At 68.9% G+C, this 14554-nt stretch carries 16 protein-coding genes; 4 read left to right on the top strand and 12 right to left on the bottom strand.

What is annotated here, in order from left to right:
* Nucleotides 1-51 precede the first annotated feature (51 nt).
* Nucleotides 52-432: a DUF779 domain-containing protein gene (locus tag AC1IQ6_RS01520; RefSeq protein ID WP_102773180.1), complete on the top strand. Its 381-nt coding sequence runs from the start codon at nucleotides 52-54 to the stop codon at nucleotides 430-432.
* An 8-nt stretch (nucleotides 433-440) separates the two neighbouring features.
* Here AC1IQ6_RS01520 and AC1IQ6_RS01515 read toward each other — a convergent pair whose 3' ends face one another.
* Both AC1IQ6_RS01515 and AC1IQ6_RS01510 read right to left on the bottom strand, forming a co-directional pair.
* Nucleotides 441-599, bottom strand: coding sequence for a hypothetical protein (locus AC1IQ6_RS01515; protein WP_168202195.1), 159 nt, complete (start codon nucleotides 597-599; stop codon nucleotides 441-443).
* A gap of 42 nt (nucleotides 600-641) precedes the next feature.
* Nucleotides 642-1295, bottom strand: coding sequence for a DsbA family protein (locus tag AC1IQ6_RS01510; protein WP_485865704.1), 654 nt, complete (start codon nucleotides 1293-1295; stop codon nucleotides 642-644).
* 104 nt (nucleotides 1296-1399) lie between these two features.
* Here AC1IQ6_RS01510 and AC1IQ6_RS01505 point away from each other — a divergent pair, with 104 nt between their 5' ends.
* Nucleotides 1400-2317, top strand: a complete 918-nt coding sequence (locus AC1IQ6_RS01505) for a LysR substrate-binding domain-containing protein (protein ID WP_102773178.1) — start codon at nucleotides 1400-1402, stop codon at nucleotides 2315-2317.
* Nucleotides 2318-2327: 10 nt separating this feature from the next.
* Here AC1IQ6_RS01505 and selD read toward each other — a convergent pair whose 3' ends face one another.
* The gene (gene selD, locus AC1IQ6_RS01500; RefSeq protein WP_209165567.1) at nucleotides 2328-3389 is read right to left on the bottom strand and encodes a selenide, water dikinase SelD; all 1062 of its coding nucleotides are present in this window, start codon (nucleotides 3387-3389) and stop codon (nucleotides 2328-2330) included.
* Between the two features lie 130 nt (nucleotides 3390-3519).
* Here selD and AC1IQ6_RS01495 point away from each other — a divergent pair, with 130 nt between their 5' ends.
* Complete coding sequence (locus AC1IQ6_RS01495; RefSeq protein ID WP_102773176.1) at nucleotides 3520-4029, top strand: acyl-CoA thioesterase; 510 nt, start codon at nucleotides 3520-3522, stop codon at nucleotides 4027-4029.
* A gap of 18 nt (nucleotides 4030-4047) precedes the next feature.
* On the opposite strand, the gene AC1IQ6_RS01490 is transcribed toward AC1IQ6_RS01495, so the two are convergent.
* The 5 genes from AC1IQ6_RS01490 to AC1IQ6_RS01470 all read right to left on the bottom strand — a co-directional run bounded on the left by AC1IQ6_RS01490 (nucleotide 4048) and on the right by AC1IQ6_RS01470 (nucleotide 9169).
* Nucleotides 4048-5004 carry a sterol desaturase family protein gene (locus AC1IQ6_RS01490; RefSeq protein WP_102773175.1) on the bottom strand — a complete coding sequence of 319 codons (957 nt, stop codon included), beginning with the start codon at nucleotides 5002-5004 and terminating at the stop codon, nucleotides 4048-4050.
* A 2-nt stretch (nucleotides 5005-5006) separates the two neighbouring features.
* Complete coding sequence (locus tag AC1IQ6_RS01485; protein WP_485865703.1) at nucleotides 5007-5813, bottom strand: polysaccharide deacetylase family protein; 807 nt, start codon at nucleotides 5811-5813, stop codon at nucleotides 5007-5009.
* Entirely contained in the window at nucleotides 5797-6777 is a 981-nt protein-coding gene (locus tag AC1IQ6_RS01480; RefSeq protein WP_168202196.1) for a YVTN family beta-propeller repeat protein, read from the bottom strand. Before AC1IQ6_RS01480 ends, AC1IQ6_RS01485 begins: the two co-directional genes overlap by 17 nt.
* Nucleotides 6778-6950: 173 nt before the next feature.
* Nucleotides 6951-7814 (bottom strand): DUF2950 family protein, encoded by an 864-nt coding sequence (locus AC1IQ6_RS01475; RefSeq protein ID WP_485865702.1) that lies wholly within the window; start codon nucleotides 7812-7814, stop codon nucleotides 6951-6953.
* Nucleotides 7815-7819: 5 nt separating this feature from the next.
* On the bottom strand, nucleotides 7820-9169 hold the full coding sequence (locus AC1IQ6_RS01470) for a DUF3300 domain-containing protein (protein WP_485865701.1): 1350 nt from the start codon (nucleotides 9167-9169) through the stop codon (nucleotides 7820-7822).
* A gap of 197 nt (nucleotides 9170-9366) precedes the next feature.
* Here AC1IQ6_RS01470 and AC1IQ6_RS01465 point away from each other — a divergent pair, with 197 nt between their 5' ends.
* The gene (locus AC1IQ6_RS01465; RefSeq protein WP_102773170.1) at nucleotides 9367-9804 is read left to right on the top strand and encodes a universal stress protein; all 438 of its coding nucleotides are present in this window, start codon (nucleotides 9367-9369) and stop codon (nucleotides 9802-9804) included.
* 3 nt (nucleotides 9805-9807) lie between these two features.
* Here the strand turns inward: AC1IQ6_RS01465 and AC1IQ6_RS01460 are convergent, their stop codons facing one another.
* The 4 genes from AC1IQ6_RS01460 to AC1IQ6_RS01445 all read right to left on the bottom strand — a co-directional run bounded on the left by AC1IQ6_RS01460 (nucleotide 9808) and on the right by AC1IQ6_RS01445 (nucleotide 14471).
* On the bottom strand, nucleotides 9808-10818 hold the full coding sequence (locus AC1IQ6_RS01460; RefSeq protein ID WP_485865700.1) for a 2Fe-2S iron-sulfur cluster-binding protein: 1011 nt from the start codon (nucleotides 10816-10818) through the stop codon (nucleotides 9808-9810).
* A gap of 12 nt (nucleotides 10819-10830) precedes the next feature.
* Entirely contained in the window at nucleotides 10831-11310 is a 480-nt protein-coding gene (locus AC1IQ6_RS01455) for a GlcG/HbpS family heme-binding protein (protein WP_102773168.1), read from the bottom strand.
* A 47-nt stretch (nucleotides 11311-11357) separates the two neighbouring features.
* Nucleotides 11358-12818, bottom strand: coding sequence for an aldehyde dehydrogenase family protein (locus AC1IQ6_RS01450; RefSeq protein ID WP_485865699.1), 1461 nt, complete (start codon nucleotides 12816-12818; stop codon nucleotides 11358-11360).
* 120 nt (nucleotides 12819-12938) lie between these two features.
* Nucleotides 12939-14471 carry a hypothetical protein gene (locus tag AC1IQ6_RS01445; RefSeq protein ID WP_102773166.1) on the bottom strand — a complete coding sequence of 511 codons (1533 nt, stop codon included), beginning with the start codon at nucleotides 14469-14471 and terminating at the stop codon, nucleotides 12939-12941.
* Between the last annotated feature and the right edge of the window lie 83 nt (nucleotides 14472-14554).

Genomic DNA, 14554 nt, shown 5'->3' with positions numbered 1-14554 from the left:
CCGGCGGGCGCGCCTGGCCCGGCGGCCGGGCGCGCCCGGGAGGACGACATCATGGCAGAGCATACGCCGCGCGTGGTCGCGACCGATGAGGCGCGCCGCCTGATCGATACGCTGCGCGCCAAGCACGGCCCGCTGATGTTCCACCAGTCGGGCGGCTGCTGCGACGGCAGCTCGCCCATGTGCTATGCGCTGGGGGAATTCATGGTGGGCGGCTCGGACGTGCTGCTGGGCGAACTGGAAGGCTGCCCGTTCTACATGGGCGAGGACCAGTTCGCCTACTGGGAGCACACCCAGCTCATCATCGACGCCGTCCCGGGCCGGGGCGGCGCCTTTTCGCTCGACAGCGCCGAGGGCAAGCGTTTCCTGCTGCGCTCGCGGCTGTATTCGGACGAGGAATGGGCGCGCGTGGCGCCCGTGACGCGCGGAGGATGAGCCGTGCGCTAGGGCCCGTTCTTCGGATCGCGCCTGCCGTCAGGCTGGGCGCGCTCGGCCAGCTTCCAATGGAAGGATACGCGCCGGATGCGGGCGGCGCGGAACTGGGTGAACGAACGGCCGCCCGGCATGGGCGCGCCGCGATAGGCACTGCTGGCGTTCTTCATTGTGTGACGAAGGGTTGACGGAAAACTTGCGTGGGCGGCGGTTCAGGCGCGGGCCGCCGTCGGCGCCCAGGCGCCGACGGGCGCGCCGCGGCGGGCCCAGTCCAGCGCATCTTCCAGGCGGTCGTTGCCCCAGAACATCTCGCCGTCCACGAAAAACGTGGGCGCGCCGAACAGCCCCAGGTTGCGGGCGCGGTCGACCTGGCGCCGCAGCGCCTCCTTGGCGGCCTCGGACTTGGCGCGGGCGATCAGGGCGTCGGCGTCCAGCGCCATGCCGGTCAGCAGCCCGTGCACCACGTCCTCGGCCTGGATGTCCTGGTCATGCTGGAAATTGGCGCGGAAAACGGCCAGGCAGAAGTCGCGGCCCCAGGGCTCGTCCTGGCCCAGCAGGGCGATGCGCGCGGGCAGCACGCTCATGCGCGGAAACAGGCGCGGCCGGCGGTAGACCAGGCCGTATTTCTCGGCCAGGCGGGCGATGTCGCGCATCATGTAGGCGCCCTTGCCGGGAAACAGCCGGAACGGCGAATCGTTCCAGCCCTGGGCCTGGAAGATGGGGCCCAGCAGGAAAGGCTTGAGATCGACCCGGACTTCGGCCTCGCGGGCCAGGGCGTCGATGCGCTCGATCGCCAGATAGCTGTACGGGCTGGCGAAATCGAACCACATCTCGATGCGCGGCGCATCGGGCAGGGATACAGTCATCACGAACTCCGTAAGGGTCAGGGAGGCCTCCGAATCCCTATTGAACGCCCTCGGAGTACTATTGCTCAAGCAACATTTCCGTCCGGTACGCATGAGTTTCACGAATGCCATATCCGCTGGCCAAACTGCCGCCGCTTGATCTCGTCCGGGGCTTCGTGGCCGTGGGCCGCCGCATGAGCATCACGCTGGCCGCGCAGGACCTGCATGTGACGCAGTCCGCCGTCAGCCGCCAGATCCGGGCGCTGGAGGCGCACCTGGGCGTGGCGCTGCTGGTGCGGGGCTTTCGCAGCGTGTCGTTCACCTCCGAAGGCGCGCAGCTGTTCCGCATGGCCGACGTGTGGCTGAGCCAGCTGGGCGACCTCACCGAGCAGCTGCGCGCGCCCGAGCGGCGCACGCCCGTCACCATCACCACCACCATCGGCGTGGCCTCGCTGTGGCTGCTGCCGCGCCTGGGCGACTTCCAGGCGGCCCACCCGCAGATCGACGTGCGCGTGGCGGCCGACAACCGGCTCATCGACATCGACCGCGAGAACGTGGACATCGCCATCCGCTACAGCCTGCGCGACGGCGTGCCGGACACGGCGCGGTGGCTGTTCGGGGAATCGGTGGTGCCGGTCGCGCATCCCAGCCTGGGCGCGCGCGAACTGGACGCCCGCGAACTGCAGCGCCACGTGCTGCTGGAATTCGACGACCCCGGCCGCCCCTGGCTGCAATGGTCGGAATGGCTGAATGCGCGCGGCCTGGGCCGGGCCCAGGCCAAGGGCATGCTGCGCTTCAACCAGTACGACCAGATCGTGCACGCGGCGCTGGCCGGCCACGGCATCGCGCTGGGACGGCTGGCGCTGGTCGCGCCGATGCTGGCGGACAAGCGCCTGGAGGCGGTGGGCGGGCAGGCCGCCAGCGCCACCGAGCTGGCCTACTGGCTGGTGTGCAACCCGCGGCGCAGCTCGCCGGACACGGCGGTGGTCATGCAGTGGCTGGCGGAACAGGCCGCGGCCACCGCCAGCGGCCTGGGCGCGTAGCGGCCCCGCGTTACTCCACCCGCACCAGCGGTTCGCCGGCGCTCATCTCGCCGATCACGGCGGCATCGGCGAAGCCGTGGCCGCGGAACAGGTCCAGCACCGCGTCGGCCGTGTCAGGCGCGCAGGACACCAGCAGGCCGCCCGAGGTCTGGGGGTCGGTCAGCAGGGCGCGCTGCGTGTCGGTGACCGACTCGCCCAGACGGATGGATTCGCCGTAGGAGGCCCAGTTGCGGCCGGACGCGCCGGTGATCACGCCGTCGGCCGCATAGGCCTGCACGCCCGGCAGCCAGGGCAGGCTGTCCAGGCGCAGGCGCGCCGTCAGGCCGGCGCCGCGCGCCATTTCCAGCGCGTGGCCGAGCAGGCCGAAGCCGGTCACGTCGGTCACCGCGTGCACGCCGTCCAGCGCGGCCAGCGCCGGCCCGGGGCGATTCAGCCGGGTGGTGGTGTCTATCATCACGCGGTAGCCGGCTTCGTCCAGCAGGTTCTTTTTCAGCGCCGCCGACAGAATGCCCACGCCCAGCCCCTTGCCCAGGATCAGCACGTCGCCGGCGCGCGCGTCGGCATTGCGCCTGACCCGGTCCGGATGCACCAGGCCCATGGCGGCCAGGCCGTATATGGGTTCGACCGAATCGATGCTGTGGCCGCCGGCCAGCGGGATGCCGGCGTCGGCGCATACCGATTCGCCGCCGCGCAGGATGTCGGCGATGACGCTGTGCGGCAGCACGTTGATCGGCATGCCGACGATGGCCAGCGCCATGATCGGGGTGCCGCCCATGGCGTACACGTCCGACAGCGCGTTGGTGGCCGCGATGCGGCCGAAATCGTAGGGATCGTCCACGATGGGCATGAAGAAGTCCGTGGTGGCGATCAGCGCCTGTTCGTCGTTGAGCCGGTAGACCGCCGCGTCGTCGGCGGTCTCGGTGCCGACCATCAAGTTCGGGAAACTGGCGGCGGGGCCGAAGCGCGCCAGCAGCGCCGACAGCACGCCCGGCGCGATCTTGCAGCCGCAGCCGCCGCCGTGCGAAAGCGAAGTCAACCGCGGCACGGCCGCGCTCGCAACATCCTGGGTCATTTCTATCTCCGGTCGATACGGCGAAGAGGATAGCACCGGCGCGGCGGCGATCCGGGAAACGCAGAAAACCCGCGACCGCGGGACGCGCCAGCCGCTACCATAGGCGTTTTATCCAAGATTCAATGCCGCCATGGACGACGCATTCAGCCACCAATTGTCGATGACCATCCTGATGACGCCGGACATGGCGAATTTCTCGGGCAATGTGCACGGCGGAACCATACTCAAGTACCTGGACCAGGTGGCCTACGCCTGCGCCAGCCGCTATGCCGGCCAGTACGTCGTGACCCTGTCGGTCGACCAGGTCGTCTTCCGCGAACCCATCCACGTGGGCGAACTCGTGACCTTCCTGGCGGCGGTGAACTACACCGGCCGTACGTCCATGGAAATCGGGATCAAGGTCGTCACCGAAGACATCCGCAGAAAGCTGGTGCGCCACACCAACAGCTGTTACTTCACGATGGTGGCGGTCGACGAACGCGGCGCGCCCACCGCGGTGCCGCCGCTGGCGCCGCGCACGCTGGAGGAAAAACAGCGCATGGAGGCGGCCAGGCTGCGGCGCGAGCTGCGCCAGGAAATGGAACGCCGGCACGGCGAGATCAAGCGCGAAACCACGCACGACGGCCACGCCGCGCCCTGAAGAACGCCGCGTCCGCCCTCAGGGGCGGCCGGCCAGGCGCTTGAGGCCCAGCCACTGCTGCGACCAGAAGCCGCGTCCGTAGTCGCGGCCGCCGGCTTCGGGCTGCTGGTCATGGATGCCCGTGGGGCCGTAGCCCACGCCGAAGCGCGCGGTGCGAAACAGCATGTCCCAGAACGGAAACAGCGCGCCGAAGTTGTAGCCGCCCGCCGGCCCCGGCGAGGAGGCGTCGTAGGCGATGGAATGATGGTGCCGGTGAAAGCGCGGGCTGACCAGCAGGCGGTCGCCCAGCGCGCCGAAATGCATGCGCAGGTTGGCGTGCGACAGGCTCTGCGCCAGCTGGGTGATGGCCACCACCATCACGAACTGCGCCGGCGGCACGCCCACCAGCTGCGACACGAACACCACCAGCACGTCGCGCAGCATGTCGTCGAGCAGATGGTTGCGGTCGTCGCTCCAGATGGTCATCTGGCGCTGGCTGTGGTGCACGGCGTGCAGCGCCCAGAGCCAGCCGAAACGGTGCTGGGCCCGGTGGTAGAAGTAGTCCACCGCGTCGAACAGCAGCAGATAGATGATCAGGCTGACCCAGGCGCGGTCGGTCACGCCGGGCCAGTACTGGTCGAGCTGGAACGCGGCGAAGCCCCATACGTGCAGCTGGCCGAACACGCTGTCCCACAGCGGATCGACGGTGAAGAACAGCACCAGGCGGAACGCGCCGAGCCGGTGGATCAGCGTGTACAGCACGTCCACGCCGATCTGGCGGCGGTCGGTGACGGGCTCGACCGGGCGCAGGCGCTGCAAGGGACCGAATACCAGCACCAGCACCGCGATCTGCAGCAGGCCGACCAGCAGCCACATCGTGGCGTCATAGCCGTCCTCGATGAAGTTGCTCAGGCCCAGGTGAAACAGCGCGGGCTGAACCGCCGTCTCGAAGATCCATTGCTGGCATTCTCCGAAAAGTCGACTAAGCGTTTCCATGATCAATGATGCGTGGCGATCCAGCCGCTATAGGCCGGATGCGTGTTCAGGGTGGCGAAACAATAGCCCTTGCGCTGCAAACCTTCAATCAGCGGCTCCAGCACGGCCGGCGCCCACGGGTCCTGGCGCGACCAGATGCCCAGGTGGGCCAGCAGGATGTCGCCCGGCTTGATGTTGCGCAGCGCCTGATCCAGCAGGCGGGCGTTGGGATATTTGTCGCTGGGCAGTTCGTCGCCCAGGAAGCCGGCGGGCGCCCAGCCCACCTGTTCGTAGCCGCAGGCGCGCGCGGCCTGCAGCAGCGCCGGCGAGGTCTTGCCGCCCGGCGCGCGATACAGGGGCAGCATGTCCTGCCCGGTCATTTCGCGAAAGCGCGCGGCCGAACGCTTGATCTCGGCGCAATATTGCGCCGACGTCCATTCGGCGCGCTTGCCGGCGTCCGGGCCGGCGCTGGGCTTGACGCGGAAGCGCCCGCCCGGCAGGTCGCCCTGCCAGTAGACGTGGTCGTAGGTGTGCGAGCCGAAGGCATGGCCTTCGGCGGCGCGCGCCTTCCACCAGGGCGCCCAGACTTCGTCCAGGCTGGCGCCGCCGGTCAGCGTGCGTTCGTTGGCCAGAAAGAACGTGACCTTGACCTGGTGGCGCGCCAGCACCTCCGCCACCAGCGGGGCCACGCCCATGTGGCCGGTGTCGAAGGTCAGGTAGACGGGCTTGTCGCAGGCGGCCGGCCCCGCGGCGCCGGCGTTCGACACGGCCAGCGCCAGCGCGGCGGCGGCCGCCAGGCGCGCCCGGCAAGCGTCAGCGCGTAGGCGCATGGTTGAGCGTCCAGACGCCATGCGGCGACTTGCCCACCGGCACCTGGCTGGAAACCTTCTTCTGCTCCAGGTCCACCACGGTAAGCTTGCGCGCCCAGCGCGAGGTCACCAACAGCGTCTTGCCGTCGGCCAAGACGTCCATGCAGTCGGGGCCGCCCGGCACCGCGAAGGTGTCGGTGACCGTCAGCGTCTGCATGTCGATGCGGCTGATGGAATTGGCCGTGCGGTTGCTGACGAACAGGTGGCGCTGGTCGCCCTGCGCGCGGAAGGCGTGCGCGCCGGCCGCGGTCTTGATGCGCGTCACCAGCCTGGCCGGGCCGTTACTGACGTCGTAGGCTTCCACGTAGGAATCGCCGGTCAGCGCGACCAGCAGCGTCTTCTGGTCGGGCGTCAGGAACACGTCGGCCGGCGTCTTGCCGACCGGCACCGTCCACTTCGGCGTCTGCGTGGCCAGGTCGATGGCGATGAGCTGGTCGCTGTCCTGCAGCGTGACGTAGGCCGTCGTGCTGTTCCTGTCGATCATGATGTGGCTGGGCGTCTTGCCCGCCGGGATGCGCTTGACCAGCGTCAGGTCGAAGCCCTGCTCCAGCGGCTTCCAGGCATAGATGTCGATGTGGTCCAGGCGGTTGGCCGCCGTCACGAACCACTTCATGTCCGGCGAGAACTGCAGCTGGTAGGGATCGACGATGCCGGTCAGCGTGCGCTGCACGTCGCCGGTGCGCGGGTCCATCAGCGTGATGGTGTCGCCGGTGGCGTTGGCCACCATGAGCGATTTTTCGTCCGGCGTCAGGTACAGGTGGTGCGGCTCCTTGCCCGTGGGCACGCGCCGCAATTCCTTGTAGGTGGCCGGATCGATGATGCTGACGTTGGCGTCCAGAGAATTCAGGACGAAGATCGGGGCGGAAGCCGCCGCGGCGCTAAGCGCCATCCCCACGCCCACCAGGGCGTAGCGGACAAAATGCATGGGGTTCAATTTCTGGATCCGGCAAAGGGAAATCGGTCAGTCTCGCGACTGCTCGCCATTGTAGGCACGGCGGCCTGACAAATGCATATCAGCCCGCCGTTTCGCCACAAACGCACACGCCTGTTGCGGTCCGGCAACAAGCCGGCCGCCGGCTCCCCCTCAGACCGATAAAGTCATTTGGCGCCAACGGGTTGCGCGTCGGCGGAAACCCAGTTGCCGGCCTCGATATCGCGTTCGCGCAGCGCCGCCGCGCGCGCCGCCGACGACGGCCCCAGGTCGGCCTCCAGCACGCCCCCCTCCGGCCCGACGACGAAGGAATCGATGCCGGTCTGCCCGTACCGGGCGGGCCAGGCCACGATGCGGTAGGAGTCGGCGCGTGCGCCCGGAATCACCTTGTAACGGTAGCCGTAATAGGCGTCCTCCGGCGGCACGTCCGGCCCCATGGCCAGCGCGTCCGGTCCGTAGGCCTGCGGCGGCGAGCCGGGCAGTTCGGGCCAGTACAGCCCGTCGCGCTCGCCGGCGCGGCTGACCAGCCGGCCGGCGTAGCGCCCCTGGCCGACGCCGTCGCGGTAGCGGACCTGGGCGGCCTGCAGCTGGCGCAGGGTGTCTATGGCGGCCAGTTCGTTGCGGCCGATGGCGCGGCGCCGGATCTCGGCCGTGCCGGCCGCCGCGTCGAAGCGCCAGCCGCTGCCGGCGCGCACCATGGGCACCGGCAGGGTCCAGCCCGAATCGCCCACCGCCAGCCAGGAACGGCCGCCGTCGGCGACGATTTCGTGCTTGCGCGACCAGGCCGCCAGGAAGCGGTAGATGTCCTCCTGCGCCACGCCGCCGGGCACGATGCGCCGGTGGTTCGGGCCCAGCACCTTGGCCAGGCCGTCGAGGTCGCCGGTGGCGATGGCGTCGACGAAGGCATCGGCGGCCGCCTGCGGGCTGGGATACAGGCTCTGGGCCGCGGCCGGGGCCGCCAGGCCCAGCGCCAGCGCGAGCGCGCCCAGCGCGCGCAGGGAAAAGAAAGTCGGGAAAGCGTTTTTCTGCATGGTGCTTACCTCCGGCCGCCGAAATGTCCGCCACCGCCGCGTCCGCCGCCCATGTGGCCGCCGCCGCCCATATGCCCGCCGCCGCGCTGGATGCCTGCGCCGCCGTGGCTCATCTCGCCGCGATGGCTTTGCTGGCGCATGCGTTCGCCGTTGCCGGCGTCGCTAAGCGCATTGGCGCTATTGGAGGCGCGGCTGCGGTTGCGCGCCGCGGACTCGTCGGCGCGCTGGCGCTGCGCGGCGGCCTGCCGGTCCTGCGTGGACACGCTGGAGGCCCGGTTGTGCTGGGCCGGCGCGGCCTGGTGCCCCGCCCCGCGGCTGCCGCCGCCCTGGGCGCGCGCGCCGCCCGGCTGGGCGTGCCCGGCGATGGGCTGGCCGGTGCGGCCTTCGAAGGACTGCGCCGCGCGCTCGCGGGCGGCGTCGCGCGAACCGGGCGCCGGCGTCCGGGCAGCCTGGCCCTGGCGCGCCTGCGGGCGGTTCTGCAGGCCGGCCTGGCGCTGGCCGTCGAAGCGCTGGCGGCTGGCGGCGTCGGCGTACGGCGCGCTGCCGCGGTTGGCCGGATTGTGCTGCCAGGTGGCCCTGTTGTTGTTGAAGTTGCTGCGGTCGATGCGCTGGTTGACGTTGATGTTGTTGTAGCGGTTGATGTCGATATCGACGTCGTTGTGGCCCCAGTCGAAGCCGCCCCACATCGAGTTGACGGCGGCCACGCCCAGGCCGAAGCTGAGCCCGGCCACCAGCGAGGTGGCGAACACCGACCCCGGCGGCGGCGGATAGTAGTAGGGAGGATAGGAGGGATAGGCCCAGGTGCCGTAGACCACGCTGGGGTTGTAGCTGGGCACGTAGACCACCTGCGGGTCGGCCGGCTCGATCACCACCACCGTCTTGTCATTGGTGGTGCTGGAAGTGACCTTCTGCTGCGGCGTGCTCTTGAGGTTGCCGGCCTTCTGGGCCTGCACGCGCAGGCGCTGGACGGAATCCATGACCGCGTCCGGCTGCGCCAGGAAGGCGTCGCCCACGGATTTCACCCATTGCGGCTGCCGGCCCATCATGTCCATGACCGAGGGAAACGCCACCAGCGATTTGACGCTGGGGTCCCAGGCCTCGCCCTCGACCGCCTTGACGGCCTGGTCGCCGGATTCGGAAGTGTGCGCGGCCGACCATTTGGCGGCCGCCGCCACGTCGTCGGGATAGGTGGCGCCCATGAGTATCTGGGACAGCAGCGAATCCGGGTACAGCGCGACCGGCGCCATGAGCTGGTCCAGTTGCGCGTTGTCCAGCTTGGTCTGCGCCACGGCGGGCAGGCAGGCCGCCAGTCCCATGCACAGCCAGCCGATGAACCATCGTTGCAATCGACGCATTTTCCGTTCTCCGTGAATCGCAAAGCATGACGCCACAAGCCAGGAGGGAACTGCCGGATATCGCGCTGACAATATATGCTCAACCGCGGCGCAGGGGAAGTCCGCCGCCTCGTCCTTAGGCGGGACTGGCCGCCCGTCCCCGGCGCGCCTATACTGGTTGCGCGGCTGTTCAGTCCCTTTCCTGAAGGAGAGGCAACATGTACAAGCACTTGCTCATCGCCGTGGACGGCTCGCTGCTGTCCGAATCGGCATTCAAGCGCGCTCTTGTTTTCGCCAAGGAAATGGGAGCCACGATCACGCTCATCCGCTCCATCCCGGAAGACCATCTGCTGATCTACCAGGCCGAGATGCTGGGCACCACGCAGAACCAGCACACCGACCAGGCGCGCAAGAACGCGCAGGCCTATCTGGACGGGCTGGAAACCGAAGCCCGCCACGCGCTGGTGCCCTGCAACGCCATCGTCACGGTCAACGACCACCCGCACCAGGCGATCGTCGAGACCGCGCAAAGCCAGGGCTGCGACCTCATCATCATGGGTTCGCACGGCCGCCACGGAATGACCGGCTTTCTGCTGGGCAGCGAAACCCAGCGCGTGCTGGCGCATACGCGGCTGCCGGTGCTGGTGTATCGGTAGCGTTTATCCCGCCGCCGCCAAGGCGTGCTGGAAGGTGAAGCTGTCGGCATACATATGATCGAGGCTGGCGCCGCGCGTGGCCAGCAGCTGCTTGGCCTGCTGGATCATTTCCGGCGCGCCGCACAGATAGATCGCGTGTTCCGACAGGTCGTCATGGTCCTCCACGACGGCCTCCTGTACGTGGCCGCGCCGTCCCTGCCAGCCGGCCCCGGCGCGCGAGAGCACCGGCACGAAATTGAACTCGTACAGGCGCGCGGCCCAGCTTTCGATCTGCTCGCGCAGATAGAGATCGGCCTCGGTGCGCATGCCCCAGTACAGCGTGACGGGCGGGCAGTCGGGGTTGTCCAGCAGCGACTCCAGGATGGCCTTGATCGGCGCGATGCCGGTGCCGGTGGCCATCATGATGAGCGGCCGCCAGTCTTCCTCGTGATAGCTGAACACGCCCAGCGGCGCCTCGATCTCGACGCGGGCGCCGGCCTGCGCCTGGCCCAGCCAATGGTCGGTGTAGCGCCCGCCCGGAATGCGGCGCACGTGGAAATCGACCAGGTTGCCCGAGGGCGCGGAAGCCATGGAGAAGCTGCGCGTCTCGCCGTCGGGCAGCAGCACGTTCATGTACTGCCCCGGCACGTACTCCAGCCCGTCTTCCGGCAGCGCCAGCGTCAGGTGGATGACGTCGTCGCAGTAGCGTTCCAGGCGGTGGATGGTGGCCGGCAGGCGGCGCGGCTCGGGAAACGACTGCCGGCTGGCGGGCACGCTGATGCACAGGTCGCCCAGCGGCCGCGCCTGGCAGGCCAGGGCATAGCCCTCGGCCGCCTCTTCGGGCGTCAGCGCCATCGGAAATTCGTCGTATGAGACCGAGCCGGACTCGAGCCGGATGCGGCAGGTGCCGCAGCCGCCGAACGTGCATTCGTGCGGCAGCTTGACCGCCGAGCGCTCGGCGGCCTGCAGCACCGATTCGCCCTCTTCGACGTGGAACGCCTCGTCCGTTTCCAGGATGTGCACGCGATATGCCATGGCCGGCCCCGACTATTTCTTGATGTCCGCCTCGACCAGCACTTTCATGCCGCGCGGCTCCAGCAGCGCGGCCAGCGCCGCCAGCGCGGCCACGCCGGCCTTGGTGTCCTGCTCGCCGTTGCCGCCGCTCAGGCCGACCCCGCCGATCACCTCGTTATCCACCACGATGGGAAAGCCGCCGACGAACACCGCGAACTTGCCGTCGAAGCTCCACTGGATGCCGAAGGCCTCGTTGCCGGGCAGCGCCGGACCGTTGGGCGGCGTATTGAAAAGGTGCGTGGAGCGCTTGTGGCCGGCGGCGGTGAAGGCCTTGTTCCAGGCGATCTGCGGGCCGGTGATGCGGGCGCCGTCCATGCGCTCCAGCGCGATGGGATAGCCGCCGTCGTCGACGATGCAGATGGTTTCCAGCACGCCGATCTCTTCCGATTTGGCGATGGCGGCGCGCACCATGACGCGCGCTTCTTCCAGTTCCAGGCGATAGACCTGCTTCATGGCGATATCCTTTTTTCCGGTTGCGTATGGGGAAAGGGAGCGCGGCCTCAGCCGGCGCGATAGACGGTCTTGATCTGCGTGTAGAACTCCAGCCCCGCGCGTCCCGATTCGCGGAAGGTCGAGGTGCTGGAATGCTTGAGCCCGCCGAACGGCGCGTTGATCAGGTTGCCGGTGGTGGTCCGGTTGATCTTCACGGTGCCGGCCTGGATGTCGCGGGCGAAGCGGTGCGCGTAGCGGGCGTCGGTGGTGGCGATGGCCGCGGCCAGGCCGTATTCGGTGTCGTTGGCCTTGGCGATGGCGTCTTCATAGCCGTCGACTTCGATCAGCGCGATCACCGGGCCGAAGATTTCCTCGCGCGCGATGCGCATCTGCTGCGTGACCCCGGTGAACAGCGCCGGCGACACGAAATAGCCGCGGTCGAAGCCCTCGCCGGTCAGGCGCTCGCCGCCGTACAGGTGGGTGGCCTCCTGCTTGCCCAGCGCCACGTAGCCCAGCACGTTGTCGAGCTGCCTGGAGGTGGCCAGCGGGCCCAGGTCGAAATTGCCGTCCATGCCGTTGCCGATGGTCAGCGCCTTCATCCGGGCCAGCAGGCGCTCGGTGAATTCCTGGCGCACGCGCTTGTCCACCAGCACCCGGCTGGTGCCGGTGCAGGCCTGGCCGCTGAGCGAAAAACCGCCCTTGACCGCCAGTTCCACGGCCCGGTCCAGGTCGGCGTCGGCCAGCACGATCAGCGGATTCTTGCCGCCCAGTTCCATCTGGGTGCGCGTGGTCAGGCCGGCCATGCGATGGATCTGCTCGCCCGCGGCGGTCGAGCCGGTGAACGAAATCGCGCGGACTTCGGGCGCGGCGATGATGGCCTCGCCCACGGCGGCGGCCGGACCGGTCAGGAAATTCAGCGCGCCGGCCGGCAGCCCGGCGTCGATCAGGGCCTCGGCCAGCCGGTAGCCGGACAGCGGCGCGTCCGACGAAGGCTTGAACACCACCGTGTTGCCGGCGATCAGCGCCGGGGCGATCTTGCGGGCCGGAATCGAGATCGGGAAATTCCACGGCGAGATCACCGTGACCACGCCCAGCGGCTCGCGCTGGCTGTAGACGACCATGTCCGGATCGTCGTTGGGATAGGTTTCGCCGGTGTAGGACTGGCCTTCCACGGCGTAGAAGCGGATGGTCTGCGCCGAACGCAGGACCTCGTCCTTGGCCAGGGACAGGCTTTTGCCCTCTTCCCGCGTCAGTTCGCGGGCGATGTCGGCGGCGCGTTCTTCCAGCAGCTGGGCCGCCTTGGTCAGGATCGCGGCGCGCTTGGAGATCGGCGTATCGCGCCAGCCGGCGAACGCGGCCTGCGCCGCCTCCACGGCCCGGCGCGCGTCGGCCGCGTCCGAGACCTGGAAGCGGCCCACCACGTCGCCGGTGTCCGCCGGATTGATGTTGGGCGCCGTCTTGCCGCTGGCGCTAGGCGTCCAGTTGCCGCCGATGTGGTTCAGGAAAGTTTGCTGCGAGAGATCATCCACGGGAGCGCTTCCTCAAGACTGTGCCGGGGAGCCGCCGGGCGGCGGCGGGTCGGCTTTCTGAACATTGTATACTTTAATCTATATGGGGCGATACGTGAAAACCCCTGGTCGCCCCGCGGATCAGCGCCAGATCAGCACCGCGCAGATCGTCGAAGTGAACAGCGCCAGCAACACCGGCAACAGCAGCGCGCGCACCAGCGACAGCACATTGACCCGCGCGAAGCCCGCCACCGCGATCAGCGACGACCAGGCGATCAGCGTGCCGCCCCCGGTCCAGACCGCGCCCATCTGCCCCACCGCGGCCAGCGTGGCGGGGTCCACCCCCACCACCGGGCCCAGGGCGCCGGACAGCGTGCCGGTCAGCGGCAGGCCGGCGAAGCCCGAGCCGTCGATGCCGGTGATCATGCCCACCAGCAGCACGCCGAAGGCCACCAGGAAATGGTTTTCCGGAATCAGGTGCTGGCCGGCGGAAATCACCTCGAACAGCAGCCCCGGCGCCTGGGCCTGGGGCACGCCCAGGATCTGCGCGGCGGTCTCGTTGGCGCCCACGAAGAAGAACCCCGCGATCGGCAGCACCGAGCCCATGGCCTTGAAGGCGAACACGAAGCCGTCGGTGACGTGCTCCGGACAGACGTCCAGCATCCGGCGCGGGCCTTCGGCCGCCAGCGTGACCAGCATCATCACGACCACGGCCACCCCGCCCACCAGGGCCGCCGCATCGCCGCCGCGCAGCGCCGGCAAGGACGGAAACAGGCGCGGCAGCACCATCACGGCGATCACGCCCAGGAACGCCAGCGGCGTGACCACCGCGAAGGTCTTGGACCAGCGCACCCGGCGGCGCTCTTCGTCGCTAAGGGCCGGTCCGCGCGGCAGGGCCGGGTCGGCGCCCATGGTGCCGCGCGCCAGCTCTGCCTTGTCGAACGAGCCCGAGTGCTCGATCTCCGCCAGGCTGCCGTCCTGCGCGCGCGCCTGCCAGGCCGTCAGCAGCGCGGCGTCGGCGGGAACGATGTGCTTGCGCACCAGCAGATAGGCGGCGGTCAGCGCCACCGCGCCGGTGATCAGCGACAGCACCAGCGCGCGGTCGGCCACCACGGCGGCGCTGACCGCCGCGCCGGCGGCCTTGGCGCTGATGCTGGGCGCCACCCCGATCACGTAGTCCGACGACAGGGCCATGCCCTGCCCGGCGATGGCGATGGCCATGGCGCCGGCCAGCGGCGGCAGGCCGGCGGCGATGGCCGCCGGCAGCAGGATGGCCGAGACCAGCGGCACCGCGGGCGTGGGCCAGAAGAACAGCGAGATCACATAAGTACAGAGCGCGATGATGAGGAAGGAGGAATGCCCGCCCCGCATCACGCGCCGGAACGGCTGCACCATGCGCACGTCGGCCTGCAGCGTCTTGAGCGCGTTGAGCAGCGCCGTCATGAAGGTGATCACCAGGAAAATATTGAACAGCTCCTTGGCGGCCACGAAGCTGGCCGAGAAGATGCCTATCAGTGCGCTGACCGGGCTGCCGGTGATGGCGAGCACGACCAGAAAAGTACCGATGACCGAGGGCACCACCACATTGGCCCGCAGGATCATCGTCAGGATGATGGCGGCCACGCTGAATAGGTACATCCAATGAGCGGCATTGAGCGCGACGTCCGGTTGCATTGCTTTTCCCCTTGTATGCATGACTGTCGGTTGAGCAGCAACGGTATACTATATTTCGCCTTGATCTATATCAATCAAAATAT

The sequence above is a fragment of the Achromobacter sp. MUI-25009338 genome (assembly GCF_057359325.1).
Note: the sequence above shows the minus strand (reverse complement) of the source record. Positions and strands in the feature narration are given on the sequence as shown.